Below are 20,939 nucleotides of genomic sequence, written 5' to 3'. Positions count from 1 at the left end.
ACTGTTTGATTTTAAATGGCATATCTGAAATTAATTAAAAGATGGGCCATGATAGGCTAATGAATGTTTAAGGAATGAAAATGTCAGTTTTTCCAGACAAATTTCTATGGGGGGGCGCGATAGCTGCCAATCAAGCTGAAGGGGCATATCTAGAAGGAAATAAAGGTCTGTCAACGGTCGACATGATCCCATATGGGGATAATCGTATGCCGATTAAGCTTGGATTGAACCATTGTGCCAATCTGGATGATAGCGATTATTACCCGAGTCACGATGCGATTGATTTTTACCATCGATATAAAAGCGATATCGCCTTATTGGCTGAAATGGGTTTTAAGGTGTTCAGGACCTCTATCGCTTGGGCAAGGTTGTTTCCAAAAGGGGATGAATTAGCGCCGAATCAGGAAGGCATCGATTTCTATCTAGATCTATTTCGCGAGTGCCAAAAGCACGGAATCGAGCCACTGGTGACGCTTTGTCATTTTGATGTTCCGATGCACCTTGTCAATCAATACGGCTCTTGGCGTAGTAGGGAAATGATTGGTTTCTTTGAACGGTATGCCCGCACGTGTTTCGAGTCTTTTGATGGCTTGGTGAAGTACTGGCTGACTTTTAATGAGATTAATATCTTGTTGCACAGCCCATTTTCTGGCGCTGGGTTACGGTTTGAAGAAGGTGAGAACAAGGAACAAGTGAAGTATCAAGCTGCTCATCATGAGTTAGTCGCGAGTGCGTTGGTGACCAAAATTGCTCATGAGATTAACCCTGAGAATCAAGTGGGTTGCATGTTAGCGGGCGGCAATTTTTACCCTTACTCTTGTAAGCCTGAAGATGTCAAAATGGCGCTGGATAAAGACAGAGAAAACCTATTTTTCATTGATGTGCAAGCACGAGGGTATTACCCATCTTATGCGCAACGTACTTTTAATGATAAGGGTGTCGTGCTTGATATCCGCGATGGTGATCTTGAGATACTATCGAATACGGTCGATTTTATCTCTTTTAGCTATTACGCATCACGCTGCGCCTCTGCTGATATGAATCAGGGAAATACGAGCGAAGCGAATGTCGTTAAATCCATTCGAAACCCTCACTTAGCAGCCAGTGAGTGGGGCTGGGTCATTGACCCAATGGGGCTCAGAATTGCTATGAATACGCTGTATGACCGTTATCAGAAACCACTTTTTCTCGTGGAAAATGGGTTAGGGGCAAAAGATGTCGTTGATGAGAATGGTGAGATTCATGACGACTACCGAATCGAGTATTTACGAGCTCATATTGAAGCGATGGCTGATGCCATTGAAGATGGTGTGCCATTAATGGGTTATACCCCCTGGGGGTGTATTGATTTGGTCTCTGCGTCTACCGGAGAAATGAGTAAGCGCTATGGCTTCATTTATGTTGACCGAGATGATATGGGTAACGGTACGTTAGAACGCACTCGCAAAAAGTCATTTTATTGGTATAAGAAGGTCATTGCGTCTAATGGACGACATTTAGATGAAAATAACAACAATATATAAATCATGACAACATTTATGTTATCTGGATATAAATAATCGTCGCTATAAATATCTAACTGGTTATTTATGTTGCCCTTTATTATTTGTATTTTAGTCTAAATTAGTGGTTGGCCTGATTATTTTAAATATTGTAGGTGTTTACTTACCTGGCGTGTAATAAGTACACGCCAGATATTTTTAATTACTTAGCCTCTTTCCATTTCTTTGTGATGTTTTGTGCAAGGTCGCCATCTTGAGTCATAAATAAAAATACATTTTCGTCATGCTGTAAATCGGCCACTATCATAATAGCTCCATCAGTTGTCGCATAACGTAATTCAATATTGTTCTCACTAGAGTATTCATCAAAAACAATGGTCAAGTTACCATTGTCAAGATTCCAAGTGGTGGCGTAATCCTCTTCACCGTCTTCAATGACTATAACGTCGCCTTTGTTGAGTGCTGTATCGAAGCCTTTAAAATCGAATGTAGCGTAAGTAGGCAGCGAAACAGGACTGTTAGAGTCATCAAAGACTATGTGCCACGTCTTGTTCTCGAAATCTTCTTTAGTGAACTCAAGGTTAGCGCTTACTAAGTCTTCTGTTGTCCAAAGGTTAAGATCACCTTGGTCTGGTACAACAAAAGATAGATTGGAGGACGTATAGATAAACTCGTTGTGCTCGTCACCGCTATCACCTGGAATAGAAATTGTGTGGTTATTTACTGAATACTCCCCGCAACTTACGGTGTCATCTTCATCGATACAAAGCTTGTCATGAGTGAGCCAGGCCGGAAATATGCCCTCTTTCTTTGCCCAATAGGTGTTGAAGCCTGCAATGTTCCATACCGTTTCTGGGTTGTTTACCGTTGTGTTATTACCGACTAAGTAAGACTGTAAGTCGTTGATAATATCAACACTTTCGTAGTTTCCACTCTCTGAGCGGACAAAGTCGATATCCTCTAGTGTTTCTGTACCAGAATCATTGACATGATCTTCAATTGCACCTTGAATTATGGTCGCAGATTGCAACAACGCATCACCATCTAGCTCAGATGCACTTGATGGTAATTCATGAACAAGGCTACGCGCTAGCGCGTGTGCAGCAATGGCGTCTTCTCCGTTTGCGTCATCACTTTTTGCTGCTATATAGTCCCCAGAAATAACATCGTGGTTAAGACTTAGCTCGTTTGCTAGGGCTTCTACAGTCATTTGTTTTGCACTTGCGAGCGTCGTAAAAGGGGTAACGAAAGCAGCGCCGGGCTCTGCAATCATTTCGTAGCTTTGTGCCACATACCCAATGCGGTCTTTGTCGATAGAAGAGCCTGCAATGGAACGAGTAATGATAGGGTGAGTCAAATCCGAATGTGGTATGTTGAACTTTCCTATTTCATTTGTGAAACCTAGTGACTCACCACTATCACAAACACCATTCGCATTTCGGTCTGCACAGACTTCGGCATGTTCAATATAACCGTCAATAACGGTGATTATTTTACCTGGTATCGCTTCTTTATTATCGTCAGAATTTCCGCCACACCCTGATATTAATAACACTGAAAATATAGCACTGCTCAATATTGTCTTTTTCAATTTTATTCTCTTTATTATGATTTATTTTTTTGTGATTCTATTTCAAAAAAATAAATGGGAGTATCAATATATGTCACTTGATGTGTGATTAATGTCACAAATTCAAATAAACAACAATATGATTATGTTATTATTAAGTCTGATGTTTAAATTTAATGTGTTTTTTGTTGATAAAATATATTTTTTTAAAATAACTATTGTTAGGAACTTATCTTAAGTGCAGTTTTATGTGGTGAGGCCATTAAATATGGTAGTGAGATGCTGGTTCAGGTTTGTATATTGAACCAGCAGTAAGAGTTAAAAATTACAACTTTCATTTTTTGACGTCATGTAGCGATATATCAACCCAATAACTGCGATTGCCACCAGCGACATGCTAAATAAAAGCAGCCCTTTAGATATAAGCTCTTGATAGTCATTCAGCCTTGGGTGAATCATTAACCACTTCCCCGATATCATTAGTAGCAAACACCAAAATACAGAGCTGGTTGTACTAATGATGACCGTTCTCCAAACACTGAGTTTTGAGAGCCCCATTAGCATCGGTGTGAGCACCCTAACAAATGGGATGAAGCGTGAGATAAACAATGATAGGAAGCCATAGCGATGGAGTAAGTCTTTCGCTTTGGGTAACGCATCATTGGGTAACACTCGTTTTAGAAAGGGCACAAAGCGTGTTTTATGGAGCACTCTACCTTGTAAGTAGGCATTGATACTGCCAAGTGAGGCTGCGAAGCAAAGCGCACCTGCCGCCGGATAAAAATCAAGGATCCCTAGCCCAACCAAGCCACCTACGAAAAGGACTAAGCTGTCTCCTGGTAGAGGTAAGAAAACGAAGCTTGATTCGAGCAATAATATGAAAGCAAGCAGCATCAAAAAACCGTTTAACGAACTTATTTGCTGAAGTGCTTCAAAGTCGTGGTGCCAAATCGCAGTAAAAATGTCCAGCATACAAAATCCTTCAATATGAATAAAAAGACCTTGTGCGGAGATCGCACAAGGCTAAATAAAGCGTGTTATTCGAACATCAAAACGATGTATGCAACGAACAGTATGAGGTGCGCGACGCCATTTAAAGAGTTCGTTCTACCGCTACTAAAACTGATGCCAGTCATGAGTAATGTGGTAACGAGCAATACCATCTCTGCCGGAGCTAGACCCAGCTGGATTGGCTGACTAATGACAGTGGAGATCAATAAAACGGCGGGAACGGTTAAAGCAATAGTGGCGAGCACCGAACCAAAGAACAAATTCATAGCACGCTGTAATTGATTGTTGAGCGCTGCTTTCGCGGCGCCCACCGCCTCTGGGGCTAAAATTAAAATGGCAACAATAAGCCCACCTAATGCCGCAGGAGCACCGAGCAACCCCACGGTGCCATCAATTGGGATCGCTAAACTCTTGGCCAGTAAAATGACAATGAGTAAGTAACCCACCAGCATGATTGAGTGGTATAAATTGCTGCCCAGTGGCCCATGGAATTCATGTTCATCTTGATGATCTTCATCCATAAAGAAATGGGTGTGACTGCGGGTTTGGATGAACAAAAATACCCCATATAAAACAACAGAAGCAAAGACAAGCATGGTCATCAGTGCGGTTGACATTGCTCCTGATTTATCAGCACTGGTGAAGTTGGGTAGCACAAGGCACAACAACGCTAATGGGACAATTGCGACAAGATACGATTTTAAACCGTCTAGATTGTATTTTTGCGTGTGGTATTTAAGCCCCCCTATTAACAAGGTGATCCCAACTAAACCATTCAGTACGGCCATGATAACGGCAAACATTGTATCTCGAGCGAGGACCGGATTGGCGTCGCCCGTAAGCATAACGGACGATATCATCACGACTTCGAGTAAAATCACTGACAGCGTTAAAATGAGAGTCCCGTAGGGATCACCTAACTTAATCGCAAGTGCGTCGGAATGACGTACGACCGCAAATATTGCGGCCATCACGACAACAAACAGCCCGACAGTGAGCAATAAGCCAACGGGAGAACCCATCTGCGATTGCAACACGCTTTCCCCTCCAAACTTGAAGAGTACTACCGTGAGCAGACCTAGTAAGAACATCACTTCTTGTTTGATTAATCTCATTATGGCAATGCCTCCTCTGGCGTTGGTTTCGTGACTTGATAATGCATTGGGCTGATGCCAATGATTTGCGGCAAGGTGACCCCCAATGAAATGGATGACCATGTGCCACATGCAATACCTAAGCACAATGCGATTGCGAACCCTTCTAAGGCAGGGCCTCCAAGTAGCCACAGGCTGGATACCGTGACGAGGGTGGTGCCGGAAGTGACCAAAGTTCGGGAAAACGTTGCTTTTACGGCGAGGTTGATGAGTGCGTCGGCTGACTTTTTAGGCTTAGATTTAAACAGCTCACGAGCGCGATCCGCAATAATAATTGAGTCGTTTAACGAATAGCCAAGTACCGCCAGCACGGCCGCGAGGATAGTTAGGTTGAATTCCATTTGAGTGACGGAGAATAATCCTAAGACGATGACGACATCGTGGACTAATGCGACAAGGGCACCTAACGCTAATCGCCATTCAAATCGATAGCTGAGATACAACATGGTTAACACGAAGCAAGCTAAAATGGCGACGCCCCCTTGCTCTACCATGTCTTGTCCCACTTGGGGTCCAACGATACTACTGTTGAGTACTTCTACCTGTTGGCTGAACGATTTTAATATCGGAGACAAAGCCAGCGTTTCATCCTCAACAGGGTGGTAACGGAGGATCCATCGTCCAGGCTCTGTTGAGCTGACAAGATGGACTTCCTGCATTAATGCTTCATCTAGATAGGGTTGGATCTCTGTTGCCGTTAGGCTTTCATCAAGACGAACCTCTGCGACAATTCCACCGGTAAAATCCAGTCCCCAATTAAATCCCTTAAAGGTAATGAACAGCGTTGCCATCAGTAGAAGCAGCATTGAAATAGCGGACATAGCATAGCGAGTGTGAGTTAAAGAGTATTGAGAGAGTTTCATAATTAGACCTTTACTTCACGGCGCTGATCACGCCCCCAAATGAGATTGATGATGGCGCGAGACAGAAATACACCAGTAAATAAACTGGTTAATAATCCAAGCCCAAGTGTGATGGCAAACCCTTGAATGGGGCCGTTACCTATGGTGTACAGTGCGATGGCGACGATCATTGTGGTTAGGTTGGCATCAAAAATGGAGCTGAAAGCACTGTTAAAGCCCTTATCAATACTTTGTGCAAAGGTTCTTCCTTCGCGCATCTTGTCTTTAATCCGTTCAAAAATTAACACATTGGTGTCGACGGCCATGCCGACAGTTAATACCATGCCAGCAATACCCGGTAGCGTGAGAACCGCGCCAGGAAGCAGTGCAATGAGACCAAACAAACACACCATATTGGCGAGCAAAGCGACGTTGGCGACCCAGCCCATCTTGCGATACCAAAGTGCAATAAAGCTCAATGTAAGCGCTAGACCTAACGCGAGTGCAGCAAAGCCGTTTTTCACATTTTCAGCACCAAGTGATGGGCCAATAGTGCGTTCTTCTATAATGGTCACCGGCGCGGTAAGCGATCCTGCTCTGAGTAAAAGGGCAAGCTCTTGGGCATCTTGCATGCTGCCCACACCGGTAATTCGAAAGCGGCTACCCAGTTGAGACTGAATGGTTGCGACGCTAATGACTTTACTTACCTGTTGGCTCTCTCCTGAGGCATCTCGGCTGTATTCGTTATACAGCGTTGCCATTGGCTGACCGATGTTGGTGCGAGTAAATTGCGACATTTTTCGTCCGCCACTGGAATCAAGAGAGATGTTTACCTCTGACGTTCCCATCTCCCCAAGTCCGGCTCTTGCGTCGATAATGTGCTCGCCCGCCAAAATAGCACGACGATCCACATGAACGGTATGGCCATCGTTATCAAGTAAGGTCAGAGATTGTCTGGATTGCGTGTTAGGCATTGAATGAAATGCTAAGGATGCGGTGGCACCAATCACATCTTTCGCCGCTGCAGGATCTTGTACGCCGGGCAATTCAATTCGAATTCGGCTTTCCCCCTGACGCTGCACAGAGGCTTCGGTGATGCCAAGTTCAGCAAGGCGCCCACGCATGATCTGCAAATTTTGTTGAACGGTAAGGGTTCGCAATGCAATTTTTTCATCATCAGATAATGAAAGCGTGACGGTATTGCCGCTAATACGACTGTCCCAATTGGCAAATTGACTACGCAGCAACGTACGAGCAGTGGTGACATCCTGGTCGTTATATAAGTTAATTTGAACAGCATCTTGAACGACTCGTCCGCGGCTTGCTCTTATTTCAGAGGCAAACTCATCAATCACCATTTGGCGGTGTGCTTGGTAGACCGGTTCCATATCGACTTCTAGTAAGAACTGCACGCCGCCACGTAAATCCAAACCAAGGGCAATAGGAGAGAACCCGGCGCTGAGCAACCATTTTGGCGCAGCGGCTTCCATGGCAAGTGCAACGGTGATAGAGGGGTCGAGGTATTGATTTAAGACCGACTGGGCTTGGGCTTGTTGCGTTGGGTCCGACAAGATGACAATAGTGCTGTCGCCTTGCTGGTCGATGTTAGTCGGCGTAATGCCAGCTTGTTGCAGGCGTTGTGATATTTGGGGGGCATCCACGGTATGTCCGCGATGATTAATATGCAATGCTGCATTCTCGCCATACAAGGAAGGGAGTGCACTTAACAGCATGATGATTAAGCTGATTGCGAGCACAATGTATTTCCATTTCGCGAAGCGATTAATGGTGCTTTGGGTCTTTTTTTTCACAAGAAAATTCTCTAAAACGTATCAATAGTGAACTCTCGAGATCGCTGAAAACACAATGTATACGAATGATTAAATGCATACGTATAGCAAAATGTTGCATGACAACTCAGCGTATTATTTCATCAGCGCAAAGTTATTATCAGCACATAGTGATCATCAACATAGCGTCGTCATCGCCCGTTTAAAGCCGAAAATGAACGCTATACGTGATGAAAACCTAACGATATCGGGAGTGGTTTCTTAATGTTTGATAGAGGATTAGCTAAATCTTGCGTGTTGGTGGGTGTACAAGGTATTGGCGTCTTTCCAGCCGGACAGGCGAGAAGGAGCAGAACTAATACGGCTTGTCCAATGCAGTTGGGGGGAAGTCATGGAGGTTGCTGTCGTCGCTATTTTCAATAGCGGCGGCGGTAAAAATGCGATCAGTAGATAATAGTCTGGGATGAGCCCTTGAACGGATTGAGTGGCATCGGTGATCGCGCGTCGAGAGACCGATAAAAATAAAGGGCCCGCGCTGTCATTCAACACCGATCCGTCTTCGTCTGTCATTGAGTCTGAAAACTCGTCTAACACACTATTTTCTTCAAGAGCAAATGAGATGCTTGATTCTAAACTTGATGGCTCAAACGTTACGTACTCGTCAGCGCTTACAAAGTGAGTACACATTGTAATGATGATAGCGATAAAGAGTTGGTAAAAGCGTTTAAACAATGTCATCCCAATTTAATATGGTTTACCTGATTTTAATCGCAGACAGTATAGCGGATGGTGGTCCTGATTAGGTGAAGAGTTATTCGTTGAAGTGTTAGTGGATATTACAAATGTGGCGGCCAGTTTGTCCTTTATACACTCATTGCTTTTCGATATTGAGAGCGAGAACAGACAACATGGCGTTGTCATTGATATTGAAAATGAAGCAATATGTTAATCTAGTTGCAAATTGTAATCGTCTGTCTTGCTTGTAAGGATGTGACCTTGTATTAATTTTGTTAATAAGCGTAGAAAACAGCAAAAAGCTCGGAGTTTTTGACAAGTAATCGCCGTGCACTCACAATACACTCCCTGCCATTGTAGTACGCCTGCCGCCTATTGCGGTTGGAGCGAGATTGAGGATGACGCATGTTTACAGCAACTGATGTGCTTAAAAAAGAGTTTGCCGAGCAACCCCTTGAGCAACTCTGGTCACTGATCTCTCCACTATACATGGTGGATGAATCACAATGGTTACAACAGCTTTTGCCTTTGGCAGCACCAGTCGGTGACGAAGCCCAACAAATCCCACAAAAAACCACGCAGCTTATCGAGGCCATTCGTGCCGATAAAAATGCGATTCAAATGATCGATGCGCTGCTATTGGAATATAGCCTAGATACTCAAGAAGGGATCTTGTTGATGTGTTTGGCCGAAGCCTTAATGCGTATTCCAGACTCTGCCACCGCCGATGCCTTGATTCGCGATAAGTTGAGTGTGGCAGATTGGAAGTCTCACTTAAAAAGCTCTGACTCTGTTTTTGTGAATGCATCAACGTGGGGGTTGATGCTCACGGGTAAAGTGGTTGGCTTGGGTGACCAAGAAGCACAAAGCCCAGCTAATGCAATGAATAAACTGGTCAACAAATTCTCAGAGCCCGTGATTCGCAAGGCGATGTATCAAGCGATGAAAGTCATGGGCCATCAGTTTGTGTTAGGTCGCAGCATCAGCGAAGCGCAAAAAAATGGCAAGAAAATGCGAGACCGCGGTTTTACTTACTCTTACGACATGCTGGGTGAAGCTGCACTAACAAGAGCAGACGCAGACAAATATTTCAAAGATTACCTGATGGCTATTGAAGCGGTCGGCGGCGATAAGTACGGGCTAGACACGAGCCCTGCGCCTTCGGTTTCTATCAAGCTTTCGGCATTGCATCCTCGCTATGAAGTGGCGAACGAAGCTCGTGTATTGACGGAGTTATGTGAAACGTTAACTCAGTTATTAACCCGTGCGCGTGAATTGGAAGTCGCGATCACCATCGATGCAGAAGAGGCAGACCGCCTTGAGCTGTCATTAAAATTGTTCGAGAAAGTGTACCGTAGCGACGTTGCAAAAGGCTGGGGCAAGTTTGGCTTGGTGATTCAGGCCTATTCAAAGCGTGCCTTGCCAGTTCTTGTGTGGATCAATGCGTTAGCAAAGCAACAAGGGGATTTGATTCCACTTCGTTTAGTGAAAGGCGCGTATTGGGACAGCGAAGTAAAATGGTCTCAGCAAGCCGGTTATGATGCTTATCCAGTGTTTACTCGCAAAGAAGCGACGGATGTCGCCTACCTTGCTTGTGCAAGATTCCTATTGAGCGATAACGTTCGCGGCAACATCTTCCCTCAGTTTGCGAGTCATAACGCACATACGGTGACGGCGATTGCTACGATGGCACCGCATACGGACTATGAATTCCAACGTCTACACGGCATGGGTGATTCTCTGTATGACCATGTGATGGAGACCCACAAACAACCGGTCCGTATTTACGCTCCAGTGGGAAGCCATAAAGACCTGCTACCGTATCTCGTACGTCGCTTACTTGAAAATGGGGCGAACAGCAGTTTTGTCCATCGTCTTGTTGATGCTCGATGCCCAGTTGATACCTTAACGGTGCACCCCGTGGATGCCTTGAACGCTAATTCGGTCTTGCATAACGATCAGATTGATTTACCACCGACTATTTTTGCTGACCGCAAAAACGCAATCGGTATTAATGTCGATATTGAATCGGAAGTGAAAGAGTACGAACATAAAGTCGACGCGTTCCTGAGCAAGCAGTGGAAAGGCGCACCGATCATTAATGGAGTCTCGCTTTACGAAAGCATGATCAAGGAAGGTGCCACGCTTGATACGGTGACCGCACCGTACGATCGTCGCAAGGTGGTTGGTCAAGTTGCGATGGCGAATCAAACACAGGTTTCAGATGCCATTCGTGTCGCAGAGCAAGGGTTTGAATCTTGGTCAAAAGTCAGCTATCAGCAACGCGGCGAGTGTTTATTGCGCCTTGCGGATGCGCTAGAAGATAACTTGCATGAGCTGGTGGCGTTATGTCATCAAGAAGCCGGTAAGACCATTCATGATTCGATTGATGAGGTTCGTGAAGCGGTTGATTTCTGTCGCTACTACGCGAAACAACCTCATATTTTTGACGCTCAGTCACTGCTCGGTTTTGATGGTGAGTCGAAAACCTTTACTCGTCGTGGGCGTGGTGTCTTTGTCTGCATCAGTCCGTGGAACTTCCCACTGGCTATTTTCCTCGGTCAAATCTCCGCCGCGTTGGTAGCGGGCAATACCGTTGTCGCCAAACCTGCGGAGCAGACCTCGCTGATAGCGGTTAAAGCCGTAGAGCTCATGCTTGAAGTGGGCTTTCCTGCCAACGTTATTCAGTTAATCACCGGTTATGGCGCAGACGTAGGTCATGCATTGACCTCTCACGATGCGATTGCTGGCGTGGCCTTCACGGGCTCAACGCCTACCGCGCAACGCATTAATGCCACCCTAGCCGCGCGTCAGGTCGCTCCGGTTCCGTTTATTGCTGAAACTGGTGGCCAAAACGCCATGATTGTCGACTCTACCGCGTTGCCTGAACAGGTGGTACGTGATGTTGTGCGCAGCGCGTTTGCCTCTGCTGGCCAACGCTGTTCTGCGTTGCGTGTGCTGTTTGTGCAAGATGATATTGCAGACCGCGTTATCAATCTGATCCAAGGTGCAATGGCGGAACTCAGTGTGGGTTTACCTTACTTACATTCCACCGATGTAGGCCCTGTTATCGATAAAAAAGCCAAAGAAAAGCTGCTTGCCCATATTGAAACGATGCATATTCACGGCAAAAAAGTGGCGCAGTTATCCTTGGGTAACGAATGTGATGAAGGTGATTTTGTCGCCCCAAGTGCTTTTGAGATTGAGGATATTTCTATCTTAAAAGAAGAACAGTTTGGTCCGATCTTGCATATTGTTCGTTTTAAAGCGGCAGAGTTACCTAATGTGGTGGAGCGCATCAACGCAACCGGCTTCGGATTGACACTGGGTATCCACAGTCGTAATGAATCGACCTATCGCTGGATCGAAAAACACACTCGAGTGGGGAATAGCTACATTAACCGCGATCAAGTGGGCGCAGTGGTTGGTGTTCAGCCATTTGGCGGGCAAGGCCTTTCTGGAACCGGTCCAAAAGCCGGCGGACCTCACTATCTATATCGTTTTACTGATGCTATCCAAGTATCGAAATAAGGAGAAAAACCATGGTCAATAACACAACGATTTTCTCTGATGTTTACAGTGCTTGGGAGCAGTGGAACGTCACTGAATTTGCACAACAACGTGAGTGTGTGCTGTCCGTTCAACGCAACATGAACGAAGTCAACGGGACGCTGGCAAGCGTGATGGCTTATCACATCCAACAAGCGAATGTTTTGTTGGCTACCCCTCATTTGATGCCAGGCCCAACGGGTGAAACGAACGAGCTTTATGCGGCGGGTCGTGGAGTGGTGCTTATTGTCGTTGAAAGTGAAGACGCTCATGCAAGCATCGCTGCAATGGCTCAAATCACGGCGGCATTAATCTCAGGTAATGGGGTGATTGTTAGCTCAAACAACACGGCCTTTAATCAACTTTTAGTTTCGGCGGTTGAGCGTTCTCAGCTGCCATCACAGCTTGTTCATATCGTTCCTTTGGAAGAAGCCAGTGCCTTTATCGACTTAGATGTTCGAGTGGTAGGTTTGGTGGGCTCGGAAGAAACGCTATGGCAGGTCAATCACCAATTGGCGAATCGTGATAGCGCGATCGGCTTATTGGTGTCTGAAACGGATCTGACGTCCATGCCAACGTCACACGATCCAAACTTAGTATTGAGGTTCATTACAGAACGAACTCGAACCATCAATATTACAGCAGTGGGGGGGAACGCTACCTTGTTAGAACTCGGTAGTTAAACGGTATTTTTGCTAATGCCCCCTATCGGCCTTCGCTTTGACTATTCTTAGTGAGGGCTGAATTCTAGGATGAGGAAATAATAATGATTCAAAATAGCTTTGCTATTACGACAACTTTTATCGCGTATTTAGCGATGATGCTTGCCATTGGTGTGATTGCCTATAAGCGCACATCAAACTCAAGCGACTACTTTCTGGGCGGACGCTCATTAGGACCATGGCCTGCGGCTTTGTCGGCGGGCGCGTCTGATATGAGTGGTTGGTTATTGCTTGGTTTACCAGGCTACGCTTATGCTGCCGGCATTGAAGCTTTTTGGCTTGCTGGTGGCTTATTAATGGGGACTTGGCTTAACTGGTTACTATGTGCCAAACGCCTGCGTACTTACAGTATTACGACTGACGCGCTAACCTTACCTGAATATTTTTCTCGTCGTTTCAACGACAATTCAAAAATGATTCAGGTTATTTCTGCGTTCTTTATTTTGCTTTTCTTCCTTTTCTATACCAGTTCAGGTTTAGTGGCAGGCGGTAAACTGTTTGAGACGGTCTTTGGCTTGGATTACACCACCGCGGTGATTATTGGCACGGTATGTGTGGTTTCTTATACGTTGTTTGGTGGCTTCCTAGCCGTATCTTGGACCGATTTAGTGCAAGGCCTATTAATGGCTGCTGCATTGATGATTGTCCCGATTGCAGCGATGCAAGGCGGCTTTGGGCAAGTGATCGATGACTTAAATGCCATCAATCCAGAGCTTCTCACATTGTGGAATGATACGAAAGGTGAGCCATTGTCAGCTATTGCGATTATTTCGCTTGTCGCTTGGGGTCTGGGTTACTTTGGTCAACCTCATATTTTGGCGCGTTTTAAGGCAACACGTAGCAACAAAGACCTGACAACCGCTCGTCGTATCGCTGTGGTTTGGTCTGCTTTATCGATGATAGGTGCGATGCTGGTCGGTGTGATTGGCTTACTTTACGTGACGAACTCTGGTGGTGACGTACTGGCGGATGGTGAGAAAATCTTCATGTTGCTGGTCAATGCGATGTTCCACCCAGTGATTGCGGGTATCTTATTGGCGGCTATTCTGGCAGCGATCATGAGTACCGCGGATTCACAATTGTTGGTGTCTTCTTCTGCGCTTGCAGAAGACTTCTATAAGCAAGTCATTAATAAAGAAGCGACATCTGAGCAGGTGGTTAAAATCGGCCGTATTGGTGTTGTTGTTATCTCTATTGTTGCGTTAGTACTCGCCATGACACCAGATAGCTCGGTTCTTGGTTTGGTCTCCTATGCATGGGCTGGCTTTGGTGCCGCGTTTGGTCCTGCGGTATTGCTAAGCTTGTATTGGGCTGGTATGAACCGAAATGGCGCGATTGCCGGTATTCTAGTGGGTGGTATTACGATTGTGGTTTGGAAACAAATCAGCGGTGGGATTTTTGATGTATACGAAATCGTTCCAGGGTTCATTCTCTCTACGATTTCAATCATTGCAGTGAGTGCTTTAACTGGCGGCCCTTCGAAAGACGTACAAGATCAACATGATGTGTTTGAGAAGAATCTGATTGAATTAGATTAAGCTTACGAGTTTTCTATTCTGCTTAAAAAATCCTCGATATCGTATCGAGGATTTTTTTATACCTATAATTTGAATCATTGAGGTTGTTGAATTTTTATTGTGAAAGTACAGCAGTGAATGAGTGCTATCTCCTTCTGATATATGGGTAAGATGAAAGAAGAAGGGCATTTCATTAGAAATGCCCTTTACACCTGGAATTAAAGGGGGCAGGTGTGTAGTTGAAGTTATTTACTTAAATACAGCGTATCTTCGAGCATTTTTGTACGGTTTAAAGTCGTCCTTCACTGCGACACATGTGAATTTTATCAATGACCACTTGTTTCATCGCTGCTTTACCTGGGGTAATGTATTTTCGAGGGTCATTGGCATCTGGGTGTTCATGAAAGTGTGCTTTTACGGCATTTGAAAATGCGATTTTTAGCTCAGTGGCTACGTTGACTTTACAGACACCGAGATCAATACAGCGATTTACCATATCATTTGGCACGCCTGATGCACCGTGTAATACCAATGGAATATCCACAACAGAACGAATCTTATCAAGCCGGTCAAAATCTAATTTAGGCTCTGCTTTGTATAGTCCATGTGCGGTACCAATAGCGACAGCAAGAGAATCGATTCCGGTTCGACGTACGAATTCTGCAGCCGAGGCGGGGTCTGTCATTAAGGCGTCCGCACTATCGACAATGAGATCATCTTCCTGGCCACCGAGACGACCAAGTTCTGCTTCTACGCTAGCATCGAAGCGATTGCAATATTGAACGATCGAACGAACTATCTCGATATTTTGATCAAAGGCGTAATGTGAGCCATCAATCATAACCGAGCGAATACCGTGCTCTACTTTGTGGTGGATATCTTGTAGATCTTCGTGATGGTCTAAATGAAGCACCAACGGTATAGAGTGCTTATGTGCTGCTTCTTTGCAAATGCTAATCAGGTAGTCGCTGTGCAGGACATACCAGATCCAATGGCGGTTTATACACAAGCGGCGGTAGGAATTACTGATAAAGGGCTAAATTAAAAACTTGGTCATGCTTATGATGCGGGTGAAGCACATACTATGGCGATGAGCTTGCTTGAAGTTAAAGGGTGATTAAATTACTTGTTGTTTGCTCCGGTTTAACATGGCCTTATGAATCTTTTTTTGCTTAAACAAGCGAATTATAACCTAAGTGAAATGTCCCTTTCTTTAGAACAAAATCAACATCGTACGAGAAGTTTTCAGCATTGCTATCGTCATGTATTATGTTCACAAGATGACGAGTAGTGAGAAAGAATATGGACCTGAATTTATTAAAAACCTTCGACGCAGTGATGAAATCGAAGAGTGTTAATGAGGCTGCTGAAGTCTTAAATATTACCGCACCAGCGGTGAGTCATACGCTTAACCGTTTGAGGGAACAGTATCAAGATCCACTTTTTATTCGCAAAGGGCGAGGCATCACACCCACTAACTTCGCAATTGAACTTCACTCTGAAATACAAGAACCCTTGAGTTTGCTGGTTAATAGTTCAACGTCTCGTCATGATTTTGAGCCCAGCCAGAGCCAAAGAACATTCCGAATTTCCAGCCATAAAGATATAGACCTAATTTTGGTGCCAGCACTGACTCATTATAAAAAAGAGAACGCGCCACATGTGACTATCCAAGCTGATATTGAACATCTTAATGAGCAAGACCGTCAGGATGATTTAAGACGTAGGCGCGTTGATGTTATCTTGGCAACCATTCCGCTCAGTGAGCATGGTTATCATAATGAATTATTGTTTGAACAGAAACTCGTGGTGGTAGCAAGTAAAACACACCCTCGTATTCAGGACACGTTAACACGTGATGACTTTATGCAAGAAGAGCATGTCACATGGAAGACGCAAAGACTGAATACGAATGCGCTTGATTCCGTAGTGATGGAAGAGTTATTGCCGACTCGAAAAGTTGCTTACTCAACGGGGTCTACTTTAACGGCATTGCAGCTTGTGTCTAGGACAGAATGGCTAGCGGTGACAAGTGAATGGCATGCAAGAGACCTAGCTGATAAGTTTGGGATTAATGTATTTCCTGTTCCTTTTGAAGTAAAAAATGTGCCTGTCTATATGACTTGGCACCAGTCACAAAAAAATGACACTGGCCATGAATGGTTTAGAAAAGCGATTAAAGAAGCACTAGTTGGAGTCGTGTAGCAGGTAGATTTGAAGTCTAGGTTGAAAGTTTGACGACAACGTTGAATGTGTGAATGATGAGCCAAGCAAAAAAGGAGAACAGCGATGTTCTCCTTTTGGCATTTATCCTTCGAACAACCAGTTTTGCCAGCTTTGCATTCTTAGAATTACTTTTCGAACCACACTAAACATCTCCCATTTTGGTGAGTACACAGCAACGTGAGCATCGGTGCCTGAAGGGATCGGCATGCCATTCAAAAGCTCTGGGTTATCAAGCACTATTTTTACTGGGATACGTCCACCTGCTGGTATCTTCTCTGCGTAAGTCATTGTGCCTGATGGGGCAATAGCACCTTGTGCAAATATATCATTGACTTGTACGACATGCGCTTTGTAGGCGTGTCCTGGAATTGTGTTAAATGTGACCTCAGCAGGATAACCTACTTTAACGTAGCGAGCGGGCGCTTGTTTAAATGCCGCAAATAGCTGCTTGTCTTCTTTGTGCACAAAGGTCAAATTACCTTGAAATGGTATAACTCTGCTTTTCATCCCAGGTCGCAATGCAACTTGAGTGACATAGCCATCTGTTGGGGCAGTAACCGTTGTTTTGCTTAAGTTGAATTGTGCCAATTCAAGTTGAGCTTGATACTTGTTTTTATTAGCTTGTTGTTCCAGAAGTTCCGTCTCGATGTTGTCAATATTCTCTTGCGAAGAAAACCCTTTACGCCCAAGTTTTTGGTATCGAACTAGCTCTGTTTCATAAAACTCGATGGCGGATTGTGTTCTTTTTACGTCACTTTCAGAGCGTGCAACTTTGTCCTTGAACGGTGTTGGGTCAATTTGGTAAAGCGGGTCTCCAGCTTTTACCGATTGATTCCCTTTCACAAAGACTTTCGTCACTAGGCCTTCGACTTGCGAGGTAATGGGGGTGGTTACACTGTACACTCGTGCCATTCTTGACACAGGTTGATACATCGCCATATAGAGAAAGATCCACCCAACGATAAACATACCAATCACGGAAGCCGTTGTAATTGTCCATTTGTTTTGAGGAACGCGGAATACTCGGAATATGATCACGCAAAGGGCGGCATAACTTAGGATGATGAGCGTTTCCATTATTTCTCCCCGCCTGATTTTTCAAGCTCGTTGATTCGAATGAGTAGGTCTTCATAATTTTGTTTTGAAACGGAGGACTTCTCCCCTAACCATTGCTGGTTATTGCCGTCGTACATGGTGGCCCAGATCCAAAGTAGTGGCCAAAGAACATGTAAGAAGAACAAGCTGATCCATCCGGCCACATGTATGGCATCTGCGTGAGGATGTTGGCGTTTTTTTGCTATCTCGTAAGGAATATCATGCACGACTATCAGTCCGTAAACCAAAATTAATAACACCAAAAATAAGATGGCAAGGGAGCCGTAATCTAAGACTAAATTCATAATATTACTTCCTAGTTCAGGACGTTATAGCCGCGACCGGTCATGCATTGCTTCATAACCTGATCGACATCTTGTGAATATTGCGCTTCGCTATGGCTCACATCTGCTCGGTGATGTAGAAACCCTCCTACCACTCCAACACCAGCGCCTACTTTCGCTCCCTGTGACCCATGGCCGCCAGCAATTGCCGTACCCGCTGCGCCTAGAGCGGCAGTGCGTGCTGCGCCGCCTACGACGGATTGTCCTACTCCTGCTACAGCTTGTTGCTGAACCTGACTGGAGAGCTGTTGGCATTCATACATATCAGCGTTGTATTTTTCCATATCGACGCCTTTAGTATCGACGATGACATTGGCAAAACTTGCACTCGTATATAACACAGTGAAGAGCGCAGCGATTAAAGGTGTTGTTTTCATGGTAGACCTCAGAAAAAGAGTAGTGAACGTTCCTTGAGTAACTTGATTCCGTTTCGATGAGGGAATATTAAGTGTTGGCACGATTTAGGACTATTGATTGATGTTGAAAAGAGGTTTTAGTTTTATTGCATAGTCCATTAAACGGCGTGACTCACTGGTCAACATGGATGTTTTAGAAGGTGTGAGTGGCCATAGGGAAAGTTAAAATCTCTTTTTTTCATGTGCATACATCGCTACATTGAAAATAAGCGTTGGGCACTCTATGTTAATAGGTAACAACATCAGCGGCTTTATGGCTATCATTTAAGCGTGTCTGATTATGGTTTAATTGATAGAGGGGTGTATTTTTGGTTTATAAAAAGTCCCGAGTGGCTCGTTGGTTTGTTGTGGCTTCTCTTAGTTTTGTTGCCGTTTTCCTCATCCTTTCTGATATTCACGCGCCTTACACGACAAGTGCGCAAGTGCAAGGTGAAATCGTTAATGTTGCCCCTCGCGTATCTGGGCCAATCGAAACGGTGTCTGTGACTAATGGTATGTTTGTTGAGGTCGGCAGTCCTTTATTTACAATAAATTCACAGGGTTATCAGGCTGATTTTGAGACTGCAACTATGTCCGTTCTTAATGCGGAGCAGGCATTATCCTCACTGCAATTCCAGTTGAAAGCGCAACAAGAGAATGTGATATCAAATGAAGCGCAACTCGCTCGTGCTCGTTCGCACTATGAACGGTATAAGCAATTATTTGCTCGCAAGGAAATTGGGCAAGATGATTTCGAAAGTACATTAGAAGCGTTTGAGGTTGCCAAGCAGAATTATGTTATTGCACTCACACAAGTTGAAGAAACCCAAGCAAAATTGGGAGAGGATGGCATTTATGCGCCGCTTCAAGTGGCCATTGCCCAGCAAAAACGTGCCAAATTGAACTTAGATTGGACACAGGTTTATACTGACCATTCTGGCGTTGTCACCAATCTGCAGTTACAAAAAGGTGAGTTTGCGTCTGCAGGTCAGACTAAGTTAGTGGTTGTCTCTAAAAAAGGTCATTGGCTGGTGGCAAACTTCAATGAAAAAGGGCTAGGGCGCTTGCGAGGCGAAACGGTTTCAGTTGTCTTTGATGCGATACCGGGCAAGGTATTTAAAGGACAGGTTGCGAGTATAGATGCGGCGGTTGCGCTCAATAATGTCACAGAAGGTGAGCTCGCTGACACGAGTAAAAGTAGTCGCTGGATAAGAAAAACCCAAAATATTCAAGTTAGAATTAGCCTCAATGAGTGGCCAGAACAATTGGTAGCGGGTTCGCTAGCGACGGTGATGGTGTACCGAGAAGATAGCCTTTTTTGGCAATATTTTTCAAATATTACCATGTATTCGACAGCTTTATTTAGGTATGTCTATTGAACCCTCTGTTGTTAGAAAAGGATAAAGTATGGCTGCGTCGCACTGGGTTTATCACGCTGTCAATACTCATCGCATTTATACTCGATGTGCCAAGTCCGGTGTTCTTTGTACTCTTGGCACCAACTCTCATTATGGCGCCAACGTTTAACTTAGCGCCTATTACTAAAAGTATAACGAGGCAATTTAAGTTTCTTATTACGGGTGTCATTGTTGGCGAAATATTCTACCAACATCAATTGACGTTGATTATCTTGTCCTCCTTTTTTTTCTATCTCATCACGCTCAAAGCAACACATGAACACAAACTGCCACAATACGCCTCTCCTATTTTTTATTATTTCATGGCGATCGTGAATACCACGTATGATATTCCAGGTGAAAATTCAGTCCGAGGGTTAGTGACCGCTACTGTGATTATGCTGCCTATCGCTTGGCTATTTTATCAATGGATTCCCAGCCATGCCTCCTCTACGTTGCCTCAAGAAAGCACAGTGAAACCCATCAAAATTACGACATCAAAGGCGAGTGTCTTTACGTTGGTATTAACTTTAGTCTTGGGCTTTTATCTTTATTTCGAAGTGAACACCGCTATTTTTTGTGCTGTTGTGGTTATTGGGGCGATGGCTTCCTTGAGCTTAGAGCAGATGCATCAGAGTCTGCGTACCATTCTACCCATTCAAATAACGGGTTGCCTATTAGGCCTGGCGGTAAACGTCTTGGCTTCTGGCCCTGATCTGTGGTTGCTTTCTTGGGGAGTGTTACTTTTTGTACTTATTGGTTGGCTGATTCATGAAATGATGAGTGAGGAAGCGCGCGATCATGAAATTCCAAATTTTGAAATATCACTGCTTATGGCCACACTTATCCCGATTAGTTTATATAGCCATGCGGATAGCATAAACGCTGACCAGTTTGCTCATCGAGCACTTGATATGGCGGTGACCTTTGTGTTGCTCTGGTTCGTTATCTTGGCCATCACTCAGTTTGTTAACTGGAAAAATAAGCGAGTTAAATCACCATCGTAATAATTAATTGTACCTCGCTTATTACCAGTAAACGATAATTTTTATAGAGCTTACGATGTTTAAGTGTTTGTATTTATAGGTAA

Annotated in this window: 16 protein-coding genes and 1 pseudogene; 7 read left to right on the top strand and 10 right to left on the bottom strand. The window is 44.5% G+C overall.

Annotated elements, in window-relative coordinates:
- The first annotated feature begins 74 nt into the window (after positions 1-74).
- Positions 75-1,523, top strand: coding sequence for a 6-phospho-beta-glucosidase (gene ascB / locus AB4405_RS15610; protein ID WP_372061718.1), 1,449 nt, complete (start codon positions 75-77; stop codon positions 1,521-1,523).
- A gap of 181 nt (positions 1,524-1,704) precedes the next feature.
- Here ascB and AB4405_RS15605 read toward each other — a convergent pair whose 3' ends face one another.
- The 6 genes from AB4405_RS15605 to AB4405_RS15580 all read right to left on the bottom strand — a co-directional run bounded on the left by AB4405_RS15605 (position 1,705) and on the right by AB4405_RS15580 (position 8,607).
- Positions 1,705-3,093 (bottom strand): hypothetical protein, encoded by a 1,389-nt coding sequence (locus AB4405_RS15605; protein WP_372061716.1) that lies wholly within the window; start codon positions 3,091-3,093, stop codon positions 1,705-1,707.
- Between the two features lie 297 nt (positions 3,094-3,390).
- The gene (locus AB4405_RS15600) at positions 3,391-4,044 is read right to left on the bottom strand and encodes a DedA family protein (protein WP_372061715.1); all 654 of its coding nucleotides are present in this window, start codon (positions 4,042-4,044) and stop codon (positions 3,391-3,393) included.
- Positions 4,045-4,109: 65 nt separating this feature from the next.
- Entirely contained in the window at positions 4,110-5,201 is a 1,092-nt protein-coding gene (locus AB4405_RS15595; RefSeq protein WP_372061734.1) for a calcium:proton antiporter, read from the bottom strand.
- On the bottom strand, positions 5,198-6,100 hold the full coding sequence (gene secF / locus AB4405_RS15590; protein ID WP_372061714.1) for a protein translocase subunit SecF: 903 nt from the start codon (positions 6,098-6,100) through the stop codon (positions 5,198-5,200). The genes AB4405_RS15595 and secF overlap by 4 nt, the downstream gene beginning before the upstream one ends.
- 2 nt (positions 6,101-6,102) lie before the next feature.
- Positions 6,103-7,890, bottom strand: a complete 1,788-nt coding sequence (secD, locus tag AB4405_RS15585) for a protein translocase subunit SecD (RefSeq protein ID WP_372061713.1) — start codon at positions 7,888-7,890, stop codon at positions 6,103-6,105.
- A gap of 258 nt (positions 7,891-8,148) precedes the next feature.
- Positions 8,149-8,607: a hypothetical protein gene (locus AB4405_RS15580; RefSeq protein WP_372061712.1), complete on the bottom strand. Its 459-nt coding sequence runs from the start codon at positions 8,605-8,607 to the stop codon at positions 8,149-8,151.
- Positions 8,608-9,009: 402 nt separating this feature from the next.
- On the opposite strand from AB4405_RS15580, the gene putA reads away from it, so the two are divergent.
- From putA to putP, 3 genes are all read left to right on the top strand, one after another.
- Positions 9,010-12,135: a bifunctional proline dehydrogenase/L-glutamate gamma-semialdehyde dehydrogenase PutA gene (gene putA, locus AB4405_RS15575; RefSeq protein ID WP_372061711.1), complete on the top strand. Its 3,126-nt coding sequence runs from the start codon at positions 9,010-9,012 to the stop codon at positions 12,133-12,135.
- 11 nt (positions 12,136-12,146) lie between these two features.
- The gene (locus AB4405_RS15570; RefSeq protein WP_372061710.1) at positions 12,147-12,836 is read left to right on the top strand and encodes a 1-pyrroline-5-carboxylate dehydrogenase; all 690 of its coding nucleotides are present in this window, start codon (positions 12,147-12,149) and stop codon (positions 12,834-12,836) included.
- 83 nt (positions 12,837-12,919) lie between these two features.
- Positions 12,920-14,413: a sodium/proline symporter PutP gene (gene putP, locus AB4405_RS15565; RefSeq protein ID WP_372061709.1), complete on the top strand. Its 1,494-nt coding sequence runs from the start codon at positions 12,920-12,922 to the stop codon at positions 14,411-14,413.
- 268 nt (positions 14,414-14,681) lie between these two features.
- On the opposite strand, the pseudogene gatY reads toward putP, so the two are convergent.
- Positions 14,682-15,362 (bottom strand): annotated as a pseudogene (gatY, locus tag AB4405_RS15560) (tagatose-bisphosphate aldolase subunit GatY); the annotation flags it as partial.
- 332 nt (positions 15,363-15,694) lie between these two features.
- Here gatY and AB4405_RS15555 point away from each other — a divergent pair.
- Entirely contained in the window at positions 15,695-16,597 is a 903-nt protein-coding gene (locus AB4405_RS15555; RefSeq protein ID WP_372061707.1) for a LysR family transcriptional regulator, read from the top strand.
- Positions 16,598-16,699: 102 nt separating this feature from the next.
- Here AB4405_RS15555 and AB4405_RS15550 read toward each other — a convergent pair whose 3' ends face one another.
- From AB4405_RS15550 to AB4405_RS15540, 3 genes are read right to left on the bottom strand one after another with little or no spacing between them, the layout of a single operon-like run.
- Entirely contained in the window at positions 16,700-17,695 is a 996-nt protein-coding gene (locus tag AB4405_RS15550; RefSeq protein WP_102470342.1) for an HlyD family secretion protein, read from the bottom strand.
- Positions 17,695-18,018, bottom strand: coding sequence for a DUF3302 domain-containing protein (locus AB4405_RS15545; RefSeq protein ID WP_102470341.1), 324 nt, complete (start codon positions 18,016-18,018; stop codon positions 17,695-17,697). Before AB4405_RS15545 ends, AB4405_RS15550 begins: the two co-directional genes overlap by 1 nt.
- Positions 18,019-18,029: 11 nt before the next feature.
- Entirely contained in the window at positions 18,030-18,434 is a 405-nt protein-coding gene (locus AB4405_RS15540; RefSeq protein WP_372061706.1) for a glycine zipper family protein, read from the bottom strand.
- A 347-nt stretch (positions 18,435-18,781) separates the two neighbouring features.
- Between AB4405_RS15540 and AB4405_RS15535 the strand changes: the two genes are divergently transcribed.
- Together AB4405_RS15535 and AB4405_RS15530 are read left to right on the top strand one after the other, a co-directional pair.
- On the top strand, positions 18,782-19,831 hold the full coding sequence (locus AB4405_RS15535; RefSeq protein ID WP_372061705.1) for an HlyD family secretion protein: 1,050 nt from the start codon (positions 18,782-18,784) through the stop codon (positions 19,829-19,831).
- Entirely contained in the window at positions 19,828-20,856 is a 1,029-nt protein-coding gene (locus tag AB4405_RS15530; RefSeq protein WP_372061704.1) for a hypothetical protein, read from the top strand. Before AB4405_RS15535 ends, AB4405_RS15530 begins: the two co-directional genes overlap by 4 nt.
- The last annotated feature ends 83 nt before the right edge of the window (positions 20,857-20,939 follow it).

Source organism: Vibrio sp. 10N.261.51.F12, assembly GCF_041471725.1.
GTDB lineage: Bacteria > Pseudomonadota > Gammaproteobacteria > Enterobacterales > Vibrionaceae > Vibrio.
The sequence above is the reverse complement of the archived record's forward strand: the minus strand, read 5'-3'. Positions and strand labels throughout refer to the sequence as shown.